The organism is bacterium (genome assembly GCA_035380285.1).
Taxonomy (GTDB): Bacteria; Auribacterota; Erginobacteria; order Erginobacterales; family DAOSXE01; genus DAOSXE01.
In genome coordinates, this window is record DAOSXE010000010.1 from 1 (window position 1) to 12201 (window position 12201).

Consider the following 12201-nt stretch of genomic DNA (forward strand, 5'->3'; position numbering starts at 1 on the left):
CCCCTACTACGGCGCCTCCACCGACCTGCCCGTCACCAACCCCTGAGGGGGAGGGGGGCAGAGAGCAGAGTGCAGAGAGCATGGAGAGAAGCCCCTCCGCCACGGACCCTTTAGGGTTCAGGGTTCAGGGGGGGAGGCATGGAGCATAGAGACAGAATTCAGAATACAGAATTCAGTATTCAGTAGCCCTTCCCCCCTTCATGAACTTCATGTCCTTCATGGTAAGGAAAGCATAGGGCATAGAGCATGGAGCAGAGGGACGCTCAGCTCCTGAACCCTCTCATTCCCCCTCCGTGACCTCTGTGGTTCAACTCCCCTTCTGGCCCTTTTCCCTCAGGGGTTGTTGCAGGAATCGGGGTCGATCTTCGACCCGCCGTCCCAGGCAAAGGTGCAGCCGGTGACCAGGGTGGAGGAGACGTAGTAACAGCCCTGCACCCCGTAGTCCCCGGTGCTTTCGCCGTCCACGTAGCAGGCGCTCATCCGCCAGCAGTCGTAAAATCCGCTGACAGCGCAGGCGATCGCGGCACAGGAAGCGAGGTTGCAGCACCCCCGGAACCCGGCGCTGCCGCAGTCCCGGGCCTTGCAGCCGGTCAGGCTCGAAGTGCCCACGGAGGCATCGCCGTAGAACCCGGAGCCGGCCGCGTTCCGAGCCACGCAGCCGCTGAACACGACACTGTCGGCGGAAGCGGAATAGCGGAACCCGTGTCCGGTGCTTTCGACCGAGCGGCAGTCCCGGACGGTGACGTAGGCGGCGTTGACGGAAAAGTTGCCCTCGCCCGCCGGGGCCCCGTAACGGACCCGCAGACCTTCCACGGTGCAGTTGGGCGAATTGATTTCGAGTTTGTAGCTCCCGCTGAAGTCGATCGAGGTGAAATCGGCTTCGGCGCTGACGCGCCGGACGTTGTCGACGTCGATGTTCTGACCAACGGAATAGGTTCCGGCGGGTACGAAGACGCTGGCATAGACATCGCTTTCCAGGGCCGCGACCAGGTCGTTACCGTCGCCGGGCCGAACGACGTAGTCATAGAGCTTTTGCCCCCCGCCGGCGCCCCGGAGAGGGCTATCGCCCGCCTGCCCGAAGTATATCCGGGTGAAGCCCCGAACCGCCCAGAGGTTGGCGGAAGCACGGAAGACGGCGAAATCGGCGATCCCGTCGCCGGTATAGTCCCCGGGACTGGGTTCGTCGGCCGAAGCCCCGAAATAGATCTTGGTGTATCCCCGTACGGCCCACAGCCCCGAAGACGGCCGAAAGACGGCGACATCGTCGCGCGAGTCACCGTCGAAATCCGCCGCCGCCGCGGATGCCGGAATCGAAATCAATAACGCTGCCGAAACCGTCGCCAACCATCGCATCGTTCCCTCCCTTTGCTGCCGTTCGTTTCGCTCCGGCCGGATCGACCGCCGGAGAATACCCTGACATTACCCGTCTCAGCCGCGGCAACCGACCCGCCGGAAGCCGCCGAACCGATAATACCCGAACTCGATCCTTTGCGACAGTCCGGTCATGGAATTTCCGGGCGGCAACCCGACATCGATACAAAACCGGCGGGGACGATTTTTCGCTGACACCGCCGTCCGGTTATATTTTCCTTGCACTTCACCGCATCGTTTCTGAAACTCTGGAAATTCCGCGGACACGGGTCGCGGAACCTCGAAATGGGAATCGAAGCGATGGGCTTGAACATCCATGAAGCCGCCAAAATGGGCCGCGCGGACCTGGTCGCCCGGTTCCTGGACGCGGGAGTGAACGTGGAAGCGTTCGACGGGTTCGGGGAGGCCCCTCTGCACGCCGCCTGCCGCCGGGGACAGAGGGCGGCGGCGGCCCTGCTCCTGGACCGGGGGGCCGAAATCAACGCCCGGGACGAGATCGGCTCCAGCCCTCTGCGCGCCGCCAGCCGGATGGGCCACCGGGGGGTGGTCGAACTCCTGCTCGGCCGGGGAGCCCAGGTGGACATCCGCACCCGGGAAGGAGACACGCCCCTTCACGCCGCCGTCTGGTGGAACCATCGGGAAGCCGCCGAACTGCTGCTGGGCGCGGGAGCGGACGTCAACGCCCGCTGCCGGGACGGGATGACGCCCCTGCATCTGGCCGTCCTGGGAGGGCATACGGCGATGGCCGAACTTTTACTCGCTCACGGCGCTCAATTGAAAGCCAAGGGCAAGGAGGGGATGACCGCCCTCGAAATCGCCCGGTCTAAAAATCTCACCGAGATGATCGCGCTGTTGGAAAATCCGGCCGGGTCCCGAAAAGATCAGGAACCGCGCAAAGGCTTTCTGCGCCGGTTCCGACTCTCCCGCTTACTTTCGCCCGGAAGCCCGCAACCGCGGTGAAATTCCCCGAAAGTCGCAGCCGGAACCGCCGGAAACCGGCGTCTTCCCCTTCTCTTTTATTCCCGCCCGTCGCCGGACCCGCGGAACTCCCTCTGTTTCCGGTTCCAATAGGGGATAAGAAAGGGCACAGCGAACCAGACGGGGACGAACGCGAGCACCTTGAACGGGGCCGGGATCACCCACGCCGCCGCCCCCAGAACGGCCATGGCCGCCCAAAACCCGGCGGCGAGTCTCACCATCAACGCCCGTTCCCGCTTCCCGGCGGTGTTGCGGATACTGCACCAGGTGCCGACGATCCCGCCGATCAGGCCGAGCACCGCTCCGGCGATGCCGCCGACCAGTCCCCAGTCGGATGGACTCATGGCTTCATCTCCTCCCCGGGCGCCCCGGACGTTTTCGGTGACCGACGATCTCCGTTCCCCTCCCGGAGCGCCGGTTGCTTTCTTATTAGCACATCCGCGCCCGCGAACGCGAATTCTTTCCCGCGGACGGAGCCGGACCGGGTTCGGGTTTATCGGAGCAGGTGACCGGGGCACGCAAACGCGCTACCCTGACATCATGGCCACGACGCCGACTCCGCCACGGAAAACCCGTTTCGGGAAACAACGCCTCGCGGCCGGGGGAAGCCTCCTGGTCCTGGCGCTGCTCGCGCTTATCCTCCGCACCGCCGTCACGAACCCGCCGGGAGATTCGCTTAACGTCCTTTTGATCACCCTCGACACCACCCGGGCCGACCGCCTGGGCTGCTACGGCTGCCGTTGGGCCCATACCCCGGCCCTGGACGGCCTGGCCCGAGCCGGCTGGAAGTTCGAAAACGCCTTCACCCAGGTCCCCTTCACCCTTCCGGCCCACGCCACCATCCTGACCGGCCGCTACCCCGCCGGACACGGACTGCGGGACAATGAAAGCGGCGGTCTGCCCGGCGGCATCGGCACCCTTCCCGAAATCTTCCGGGAACACGGGTACGCCACCGCCGCCTTCGTCGCCAGCTTCACCCTGGATAAGCGCTTCGGCCTGGGACGCGGGTTCGACCTCTACGACGACCGCCCCGACGAATCCTCCCGGGGCCGGGAACTGCCCGCGAACACCGTAGCCGGTCGGGCGCTGGCCTGGATGGAGAAAAACGCCGGGCGTCCGTTTTTCTGCTGGATTCACTTCTTCGACCCGCATTTCCCCTACGACCCTCCGTCCGCATATCTCGGAGCGGGGATCGATCCCTACGACGGGGAAATCGCCTTCATGGACGCCCAGATCGGGCGCATCCTCGATTTCCTGGACCGGCGCGGTTTGAGCGGGAGAACCCTGGTCGTCGCCGCCGGAGACCACGGCGAAGCCCTGGGCGAACACGGCGAGAACGAACACGGCCTGCTGGTCTACGAAGGTTCGATGCGCGTCCCCCTGATCCTGCGGATCCCGGGCCGGACCGGGGGCATCGACGTCGGCCGGGCCGCCGGCCTGGTCGACCTGGCCCCCTCGGTTCTCGACGCCCTGGGGTGGCCCCTCCCCGCGGGCATGGCCGGGCAAAGCCTGCTGGACGACGGGAGCGGCCCCGGCGAGTGTTACGGGGAATCGCTCTTCGGCTTCTACAGCCACCGCTGGGCGCCGCTCTACAGCCTGACCACTTCCCGGTGGCGCTACATCCAGGGCTCCGAAGCCGAACTTTACGACCGCCGGAGCGATCACGCCGAGCGGATCAACCTGGTTTCCCGGCGGCCGGAGACGGCGGCGGCGATGGCGCGGCGTTTACACGAAATCAGAGGCGCGGCGGCCCCCCCGGCCCCGGCCGAGCCCGGCGGGGAGATCGAAACGGTCCGGCGGCTGCGGGCGCTGGGCTACCTGGGCGCGGGAACGCGGGCGCCGGACGCGCCGGCGGCGGACCGGCCGGCGCCCGCACCGCGGGAGATGGTGGCCGTGCACAACGACTGCCGGCGCGCGCGCCGGCTTCTCGATCTCGGCCGCTCCCGGGAAGCCGTCGATCTCCTGGCCCCCCGGTCGAAGCTCGATCCCGCTTCGCCGACGGTCCTGGAACTGCTGGCCGAAGGCTGCCTGGCCCTGGGCGATATCGACCGGGCCCGTAACTACTTCGAAGGCGCCCTGACGGGCGGCGCCGGAGACCGGGCGATCCTGGCCGACCTGGGAACGGTGGCCCTCTACGCGGGAAGGTTCTCCGAAGCGGCGGAGATTCTCGGGAAGGCCCTGGATCTTCCCGGCGACGACCGCGAACCCCGGACGCCCTCCGGCGTCTCCCGCGTCGAAATCAAGATACGGGTAAACCTGAGCGCCGCCCTGATCGAGACGGGGCAGCTGGACGAAGCGGAGTTTCACTGCCTGCGGGCGCTGGGGGACGCTCCCGAGCTCCCCCAGGCCGGCAACTGCCTGGCGCGCATCCGGGCGCTGCGAAAGGAAGCCGGCCCAAAGCCGCCGGCTACGGCTGGACCCGCCCCCGGCCGAGAAGCTCCCCGTCCTCTTGGCGGGAAAAGAAAAAACGGGCAAGCTGGAATCCAGCCGCCGGAAAACTCAAAACCCCGGGTCGGAACGCGGCCGGGAGGAGGCGAACAATGAAACGCACGATCGTGAAGATAGACCGGGAACTCTGCAACGGGTGCGGGAAGTGCGTCACTCCCTGCGCCGAGGGGGCCATCGCCCTGGTCGACGGAAAAGCGCGGGTGGTGAAGGAAGCACTGTGCGACGGGGCCGGCTTCTGCCTGGGGATCTGCCCCACCGGGGCCCTGACCCTGGAGGAACGGGAAGCTCCCGCCTTCGACCCCGGACTGGCGCGGAGGGAGGAAGAGCGCCGAGGCAAGCGGGTGTTGGCCGAAACCTGCCATCTCTGCGGGAACAACGAGGAGGAGACCCCGCTCCTCCCCCTGCGCAGCGGCGGCCGTAGCCTCTGGGTCTGCGTCCGCTGCCTCCCTTCCCTCATCCACGGCTGAAAAGGAAGCGGAAACGGTCTTGACGACTCCGGGAGGGGCGCCTGCTTTTTCGGAACGCGGTTCCGTGCCCCTTGCCCAGCTCCTCGCTAAACTTAATTTCGGTTATTTAAGATCGTTAAATATTAATTATTGCACAATACTTATGGATTTTATTATATTGAGGCATAAGAACGTTTCGCTGCCGGCCCGGCATGCAAGGGAAAACTATCGAAGCCCGGAGATATTGATCTTTCATATTTTCGATAGTATATTTTAATTGTCGGACGCGACTACAACACATCGACGATATTTGTGAGTCGATTGTTTGTATCTGGCAACGACGGCGAGGGGGGCGAGGCTGGGGCCAACTCCGCTCCGGACGGCAGGGGCGGAAAGGAGGCGGACCATGACGCTGCACGAAGCGGTCAAAGCCGGACTGACGCCCACGGTCAAAAAACTCATCGAGCAGGGCGCGGACGTCAACTCCCGCGACTGGAACAAGGAGACCCCGCTCCACGCCGGGTGCCGGGTGGGCCACAAGGAAGTGGTGGAGGTTCTGCTGGACAGCGGGGCCGATATCAACCACCGCGACGAGATCGGATCCTCGGCGCTGCGAGCCGCGGCCCGCAACGGGCACGTGGACCTGGTGCGCCTCCTCCTGGGCCGGGGGGCCAAGGTCGACATCCGGACCGAGGACGGGGCCACTCCGCTCCACGTCGCCTGCTGGCTGGGTTGGAAACAGGTGGCGGAGGCGCTGATCGAGGCGGGGGCGGATCTCGACGCCCGTTGCGACGACGGCGCCAGGCCCCTGCATCTCACGGTCCTGGGGAACCGGAAGGAAGTGGCCGAACTCCTTGTCCGCCGGGGGGCGGCGGTGAACGCCAAGGGCCTGGACAATTCCACCCCCCTGGAAGTCGCGGAAAACCGCGGCATAAAGGACATGGCGGAATTCCTGAAGGAGATCGTGGGACCGCCCCGGAAACGTCCCTTTTTCCGCCGCATCCTGGCCCGGGCCTGAAAGATTCGCTCCCCGGGCGAGCCGGTTTTTGAATAAAATCAACCCGGCCCCGTCAAAAAGGGTGAACGCGATACCAAGGAGTGGTCCATGAAGCACCTGGGAGCGATCGCGGCGGCCGCCTTCCTGCTGGCGGCGGGGACGGGACGGGCCGACCCGCCTCCTCCCCCCGGCGGAGGGGGAGGCTACCACTGCGGGCATTACGGACAATGCGGCCCGGTGCCGCCGCCGCCCTGTCCGCCCGTCTGGGGACCGAACCCCGGTTGGAACCGGCATTGGTACCAACGCTATCCGGTCCCCTGCCCCGTCTACGTCTACCCGGGCCCGCAGCCGCCCGGGCCCCGGCCGTGGCCGGCCGCCTGGAACTGGGGCCCCTACCCCTGGGTTTGCGTCGGGACCGGGCCGGCCGGGGCCTGCTGGGGCCGGTAAACGGGCCGACCGCGACGCGCGGGGCCGAGAATTCATTTCCCGAAAGCCGCATTCCCGGCTAGAATCCGGGCGGTGAACGTTTCCTCAAGTTCAGCCGACGGAGTTCGACCGTTTATGCCCGGGATCCCCGATTCGCCCGCCGGTATCCTCATCGGCCAGGGGGCGGCGGTTCAGATGATGGCCCTCGGCCTCCTGGTGCTGGCCGCCCACCTCGGCGGCAAGCTCTTCAACCGCCTGCGGTTGTCGGAAGTGACCGGCCAGCTGATCGGGGGCGCCCTGGTCGGGCCCTACGCCCTCCACCTGGCCGGGGTCCTCCCCGGAGCTTCCGGCGGCCTCTACGACGACGCCCTGCACGCCTTTCACTTTTTCATCTTCGTTTTTCTAAGCGTGGTCGCCTTCGGGATCGGCGAGGAACTCCACGTCACGCGTATCCGCAAGGTCGGCCGGGCAGCGCTGGTCATCTGCCTGATCCAGGCGGCCCTGACCTGGTTCGCGATCAGCGCCGCCTTTTTCCTCCTGGCCGGCTTCGATATGGTGGACGCCCTTCTGATCGGATCGATCGGCATCGCCACCGCCCCGGCGGTGACCTTCGTGCTCATGAATCAACTGAGGATCGAAGGACGCCTCCGCCACGTCCTGGGGAGCATGGTCGTTCTCGACGACTTGATCGAGGTGGTGATTTTTTCCCTGTTGCTGCAGATTTCCCTGCGCCGGCTCCACCCCGAAGCCGGGACCGGCCTGAGCGCCCTGTTTCCGGTGGCGCGGGAAGTGGCCCTGGCCGCTCTGGTGGGATTCGCCATCTACCTGGTTCTCCGGCTGCTGGTCCGGCGGCGGGCCATCATTCTCGAAACCGAATCCGACCATCGCCCCCGCGACGAGGGCTTTCTCCAGCGCATCCTGGCCGAACACCCCTCGCCGTCGGCGGAAATCTTCCTGGTGGTCATGGGGGTCGTAGCCCTGGGGGCGGGCTGGGTCTACTATCAGCATTGGCCGTTTCTGATCACCGCCACCTTCGCCGGGTTCCTGGTCGCCAATTTCCACTCCCACGCCATCTTCGATTCTCTCAAAATCGACCACATCACCCCCGTCCTCAACCTCGGCTTCTTCGCGCTGATCGGATCCGGAATCGACCTTTCCTCTCTCGGGGGGGGCCTGGCCTGGATGGCGGGGATGTACGTCCTCACCCGGATGACCGGAAAAATCGCCGGAACCTGGATCGGATGCCGGATCATGGGGGAGGAACGCAAGATAACCGCCTGCCTGCCCAGCTTGATGCTCCCCCAGGCGGGCGTGGCGGCAGTGGAAGCGGTCTACGCCGGCGCCGTGCTCGGCCGGCCCGAGTTCGCCGCCATCATCCTCCCGGCGATCGTCTTCTTCGAGGTGGTCGGGGTTTTCCTGGTCGATCGGGGGCTGCGAAGGTGGCGGAGCTGGGTAACGGGGGAAGAAGAGGAGATGCGCCGTCTGTCTCCCCGGGTGGGGCTGGCCGAATCCGCCCGACGGCTCCTCGACCTCCTGCCCGAGGAGTTCGTGCGGCTCGATCTCGGGGGAGAAACCAAGCAGGACGTGATCAAGGAACTGGTCCACCACGCCCGCTCAGTCTCCGACCAGCATATCGACCTGGCTCAGGCCCTGCAGGTGCTGGGAGAACGGGAGCGCCTCAACACCACCGGCATGGGCCACGGCATCGCCATCCCCCATTGCCGCCTGATGGGGCTGGACCGTCCGGTGCTGGTCTTCGGCCGTCGCAGTCCGGGCGTGGACTTCGGCGCTCCGGACTACCTGCCCTGCGACCTCTTTCTGCTGGTCCTTACCTGCGCCCGGGACCCGGCCGCCCACCTGCAGATCCTCTCCATCGCCGCCCATATCCTGGGCAATGCCCACGTCCGCGAAGAGCTGCGGGCGGCCCCCCAACCCCGCGATTTCATCGCGGTGCTGCGCGACCTGGCCGACCAGACCGAGCGCGCCGGCTTTCCGGAACCGTAATCCCGCCGTCATGACCGCCTTGAGGCGAAAAAAACACTTGATTTCCCCAATTATCGTAATATATAGATATTTGGATGATAGAACAACCGGGGCCGGACGTCCCGGACAACCGTCAACCGGAAGGGAGGAACGATATGTACGCTTTACCCGCTTTCGCGGCCGGCGCCGTCGCGGCCGCCGCCGTCTTCGTCTACGTTATGCGCAACTTCATGATCAAGACGGTCAGGATCGAGGCGACCTTCGAGGACGTCTGCCGCCGGCTGGGGGATGCCGTCACCTCGGTACCGGGCTGGGGCCTTCCCCTGCCCGACTGGGATTTCTACTCGGTGGTCTCCAGCAAACACGCTTTCTCCAACGTGGTCAAGAAACGGCTCTTTTTCGTCTGCAAGTCCCTTTACGCCAACCGCATCGTCGATAGACACCCGTGGATGGGAGCGATGATGCCCTGCACCTGGGCGGTCTACGAAACCGGGAACGGCGACGTCTTCATCTCCAAAATGAACATCGGGCTGATGAGCAAAATGTTCATGGGCTCCATCATCGGCTCCACCATGACCAAGGTGGCCGAGGAAGAACACCGGATCCTGACCGCCCTGAACCGCCTGCTGGAGGCTCCCGCGGAAGAAGCGGTTAAACCGAAAACCGAAGAACGGCCCGGCGCCGCCGCTTGATCCGGAGGAGTTCATGAAAACCAGGGACGTCGTCATCATCGGAGGAGGCCCGGCGGGGCGGATCGCCTGCCGGAAGCTGCGCGCCGCGGACCGGAACCTCTCGGTAACCCTGATCAAGGACGAGGAGATCAACGTCAACCGCTGCGCGCTCCCCTACGGTCTGACCGCGGAAAAACCGATCGCGGCTTTCCAGATCCCCAACACCCTGATCACCGAGGTCGGCGCCGAACTCCTGGTGGATACGGTGGTTTCGCTCGATCCCGCCGCCGGGCGCGTGACGACCGCCTGCGGCGAAACCGTCGCCTACGGGTCGCTGCTCCTGGCCGCCGGCTCCCGGCCGCTGATCCCATCGATCCCGGGGGCGGGAGCGGACAACGTCACCGGAGTCCGGACGCTCCGCGATCTGACCGCCCTGCGCGAATTGACGGCGGCGGGGACCCGCGCCGCGGTCGTCGGCGGCGGGTACATAGGAATCGAACTGGCCGCGGCCCTGCGCGCGGCCGGGTTGGAGGTTACCCTGATCGAACGGGAAGATCGGTTGCTCCCGGCGACGTCGGAACCGGAACTGGCGGCCGTGGTCGAGGAAGTCCTGGTCGGAAAGGGCGTGCGCGTGAAGACCGGGGGCGCGGTCACCGGGTTCCCGGAAACCGCCGGGCGGGCGGCGGGGGCGGACACCTCCGACGGCGAAACGGTCGAAGCCGATTTCGTGGTGCTGGCCCTGGGGGTCGTCCCCAATTCCGAACTGGCGGCCGCGGCCGGGATTCCGGTATCGGCCGCGGGCATCGTCGTGGACGAACGCCTGCGGACCGGCGCCGAGAACGTGTACGCGGCCGGAGACTGCGCGACCAAACGCTCCCTGGCGGGCAATTTCCCGGTCAGGGGAGAATTCGGAACCAACGCCGTCTTCATGGGCCAAGCGGCCGCGGAGAACATCCTGGGCCGAACGACCGTCTTTCCCGGCGTTACCAACGCCAGCGCCTCGGCGGTCTTCGGCTGGTCGATCGGGTCGGCCGGACTGACCGAATCCCAGGCACGGGAAGCGGGGATGGACGTCGTTACCGGCTACTCCGAAGTCCCCGACCGGTATCCGATGATGGCGGGCGGAGCCCCGGTGCGCACCAAGCTGGTCTTCGATCGCCGAACCCTGGCCCTGGCGGGGGGAAGCGTTCTCCGGAGCGGTCCGAGGGCGGCGGACGATGCGGATTTCCTCTCCTTCGCCATCCAGACGAGAGCGACCCTGCACGACCTGGAGCGCTTCCAATACGCCACTCATCCCGAACTGGCGGCCAAGCCTTCCGACAATTCCATCGTCTTCGCCTGCCGGAACGCGCTGAGGAAGTGATCGGGCGCGACGGACCGGCTCAGCCTCCGGGGGCGAAAGCAGCCGCGACGAAGCCGGCGCCATCGTCCATGCCGGGGCGCAGCGAACGGTCGGTCACCTTCCCTCCCGGTGGATCGAAGAGACAGCTGACCGATTCGGCGGGGACAAACCCGGCGGCGGCGGCCAGGCCGCGGACCGCCGCGGCGCCGTACAGCCGGGCCGAGGAATAGAACCGGTGTCCGGCGCGGGCCTTGCTCTCGTAGAGACGGCCCCAGGGGCCGGCGGCGGGGACGAAGCCCAGGACCAATTTCCCTTCCTTTTTTACGACCCGCCGGCATTCCCGAAGGGACCGGGCCGGGTCGTCGAGAAAGCAGATGGTGACCACCATCAGAACTCCGTCGAAAGCGCCGGCCGCGAACGGGAGTTCCTCGCCGCCCCCCCGGACCGCGCGGATTCCCCGGGCCGCAGCCCGGACCAACATGGAAGCGGCGGGGTCGAGGCCATCGGCCACGGAAAGCGCGGAGGCGAAACGGCCCGTTCCCACCCCCACTTCCAGCCAGCGCCCCTCCCGGGCCCCCATGACCCTGTGCAGCGCCGCCACCTCGAGGTCGAATATGGCCCGGCCCCGGGCGGAATCGAACCAACGGTCGTATTCCCGGAAAAAACGCTGGAACGGGCCCGCGGGCGCAGAGGGCGACGCACTCACTTCTTTTCCCCCCTTCCCAGAAAATCATCCATATACGCTTCCCGCCAATGGCAGAAATACCCCCATTCGTTGTCGGCGTATTTCCCCACTCGCGGCTGTTCCTCTCCATCTTTCCCCGGCGGCAGCGGCGCTTTCCCCTTCAGGCATTCGTAGGCTCGCAGGACGTTGCGGAAGGCGCGCAGAGCCTCTTCGTCGCCCGGATTTTTGTCGGGATGGAAGCGCAGGGCCTGCGTCCAGAACGCCCTCTTGACTTCGGCCGGCCCCGCCCCGGGGCCGACCCCCAGGATCCGGCGGGCGCGTCGTTCGTTCTCCCGGATCCGGCCGAGCTCTTCGCGGAAGGAAGGTTCGTTCACGGAGCTCCCTCCTTCCGCAACCGGGCTCCGGAAATAAAACCCAGCAAGTCGCGAACCAGGGCGGGGCGCGTCAAGCAATAGCAGCGCTGCTTGCCCTTCTCCTCGAAATCGACCAGTCCCTCCTTCCTCAAGACCGACAGGTGCTGCGAGAGGTTGGGTTGGGAAACCTCGAGCAGGTCGCGGATGGCGCCGACGCAGCTCGGCCCCTCGGCCAGCCGGGCCAGGATCTCCAGTCGGGTCGGGTGCGCCAAGGCCCGGAGCAACTGAGCGTGGCGGCGGCGGTCCGTCTTCATGGTCGCAGTGCTTCGCTTAATATCATCATATTAGAATATTAGCATGTATCGCCGCCGTCTCCACGGATTTTTCGCGACAATCGCAGCGGACCCGGAAACCGAAAAGCGATGGAACCGCTGAGACCAGGGCTTTCTTCAAGATATCGCGGGTGGAATTTGTCATTTAATACCTTGCCGGAGTCTCCCG

The 12201-nt window shown here is 66.1% G+C and carries 13 protein-coding genes; 8 read left to right on the plus strand and 5 right to left on the minus strand.

What is annotated here, in order from left to right:
- Positions 1-333: 333 nt before the first annotated feature.
- Positions 334-1353 carry a right-handed parallel beta-helix repeat-containing protein gene (locus PLZ73_05040; GenBank protein HOO77236.1) on the minus strand — a complete coding sequence of 340 codons (1020 nt, stop codon included), beginning with the start codon at positions 1351-1353 and terminating at the stop codon, positions 334-336.
- 303 nt (positions 1354-1656) lie between these two features.
- Here PLZ73_05040 and PLZ73_05045 point away from each other — a divergent pair, with 303 nt between their 5' ends.
- The gene (locus PLZ73_05045) at positions 1657-2331 is read left to right on the plus strand and encodes an ankyrin repeat domain-containing protein (protein ID HOO77237.1); all 675 of its coding nucleotides are present in this window, start codon (positions 1657-1659) and stop codon (positions 2329-2331) included.
- Between the two features lie 56 nt (positions 2332-2387).
- Here PLZ73_05045 and PLZ73_05050 read toward each other — a convergent pair whose 3' ends face one another.
- Entirely contained in the window at positions 2388-2693 is a 306-nt protein-coding gene (locus tag PLZ73_05050) for a hypothetical protein (protein HOO77238.1), read from the minus strand.
- Between the two features lie 196 nt (positions 2694-2889).
- On the opposite strand from PLZ73_05050, the gene PLZ73_05055 reads away from it, so the two are divergent.
- From PLZ73_05055 to PLZ73_05085, 7 genes are all read left to right on the plus strand, one after another.
- Positions 2890-4893: a sulfatase-like hydrolase/transferase gene (locus PLZ73_05055; GenBank protein ID HOO77239.1), complete on the plus strand. Its 2004-nt coding sequence runs from the start codon at positions 2890-2892 to the stop codon at positions 4891-4893.
- Complete coding sequence (locus tag PLZ73_05060; GenBank protein HOO77240.1) at positions 4890-5264, plus strand: ferredoxin; 375 nt, start codon at positions 4890-4892, stop codon at positions 5262-5264. The genes PLZ73_05055 and PLZ73_05060 overlap by 4 nt, the downstream gene beginning before the upstream one ends.
- 385 nt (positions 5265-5649) lie before the next feature.
- Entirely contained in the window at positions 5650-6261 is a 612-nt protein-coding gene (locus PLZ73_05065; GenBank protein HOO77241.1) for an ankyrin repeat domain-containing protein, read from the plus strand.
- Positions 6262-6348: 87 nt separating this feature from the next.
- Positions 6349-6687 carry a hypothetical protein gene (locus PLZ73_05070; GenBank protein ID HOO77242.1) on the plus strand — a complete coding sequence of 113 codons (339 nt, stop codon included), beginning with the start codon at positions 6349-6351 and terminating at the stop codon, positions 6685-6687.
- 114 nt (positions 6688-6801) lie between these two features.
- Positions 6802-8670, plus strand: coding sequence for a cation:proton antiporter (locus tag PLZ73_05075; GenBank protein ID HOO77243.1), 1869 nt, complete (start codon positions 6802-6804; stop codon positions 8668-8670).
- 134 nt (positions 8671-8804) lie between these two features.
- The gene (locus tag PLZ73_05080) at positions 8805-9341 is read left to right on the plus strand and encodes a DUF302 domain-containing protein (protein ID HOO77244.1); all 537 of its coding nucleotides are present in this window, start codon (positions 8805-8807) and stop codon (positions 9339-9341) included.
- Between the two features lie 13 nt (positions 9342-9354).
- Complete coding sequence (locus PLZ73_05085) at positions 9355-10683, plus strand: FAD-dependent oxidoreductase (protein HOO77245.1); 1329 nt, start codon at positions 9355-9357, stop codon at positions 10681-10683.
- 19 nt (positions 10684-10702) lie between these two features.
- Here the strand turns inward: PLZ73_05085 and PLZ73_05090 are convergent, their stop codons facing one another.
- From PLZ73_05090 to PLZ73_05100, 3 genes are read right to left on the minus strand one after another with little or no spacing between them, the layout of a single operon-like run.
- Positions 10703-11368: a class I SAM-dependent methyltransferase gene (locus PLZ73_05090; protein ID HOO77246.1), complete on the minus strand. Its 666-nt coding sequence runs from the start codon at positions 11366-11368 to the stop codon at positions 10703-10705.
- Positions 11365-11721: a J domain-containing protein gene (locus PLZ73_05095; GenBank protein ID HOO77247.1), complete on the minus strand. Its 357-nt coding sequence runs from the start codon at positions 11719-11721 to the stop codon at positions 11365-11367. The genes PLZ73_05090 and PLZ73_05095 overlap by 4 nt, the downstream gene beginning before the upstream one ends.
- The gene (locus PLZ73_05100; GenBank protein ID HOO77248.1) at positions 11718-12014 is read right to left on the minus strand and encodes a metalloregulator ArsR/SmtB family transcription factor; all 297 of its coding nucleotides are present in this window, start codon (positions 12012-12014) and stop codon (positions 11718-11720) included. The genes PLZ73_05095 and PLZ73_05100 overlap by 4 nt, the downstream gene beginning before the upstream one ends.
- Positions 12015-12201: the final 187 nt, after the last annotated feature.

Coding starts and splice junctions, on each gene's coding strand:
- PLZ73_05040 (HOO77236.1), bottom strand. CDS start 1,353: ATGCGATGGTTGGCGACGGTTTCGGCAGCGTTATTGATTTCGATTCCG.
- PLZ73_05045 (HOO77237.1), top strand. CDS start 1,657: ATGGGAATCGAAGCGATGGGCTTGAACATCCATGAAGCCGCCAAAATG.
- PLZ73_05050 (HOO77238.1), bottom strand. CDS start 2,693: ATGAGTCCATCCGACTGGGGACTGGTCGGCGGCATCGCCGGAGCGGTG.
- PLZ73_05055 (HOO77239.1), top strand. CDS start 2,890: ATGGCCACGACGCCGACTCCGCCACGGAAAACCCGTTTCGGGAAACAA.
- PLZ73_05060 (HOO77240.1), top strand. CDS start 4,890: ATGAAACGCACGATCGTGAAGATAGACCGGGAACTCTGCAACGGGTGC.
- PLZ73_05065 (HOO77241.1), top strand. CDS start 5,650: ATGACGCTGCACGAAGCGGTCAAAGCCGGACTGACGCCCACGGTCAAA.
- PLZ73_05070 (HOO77242.1), top strand. CDS start 6,349: ATGAAGCACCTGGGAGCGATCGCGGCGGCCGCCTTCCTGCTGGCGGCG.
- PLZ73_05075 (HOO77243.1), top strand. CDS start 6,802: ATGCCCGGGATCCCCGATTCGCCCGCCGGTATCCTCATCGGCCAGGGG.
- PLZ73_05080 (HOO77244.1), top strand. CDS start 8,805: ATGTACGCTTTACCCGCTTTCGCGGCCGGCGCCGTCGCGGCCGCCGCC.
- PLZ73_05085 (HOO77245.1), top strand. CDS start 9,355: ATGAAAACCAGGGACGTCGTCATCATCGGAGGAGGCCCGGCGGGGCGG.
- PLZ73_05100 (HOO77248.1), bottom strand. CDS start 12,014: ATGAAGACGGACCGCCGCCGCCACGCTCAGTTGCTCCGGGCCTTGGCG.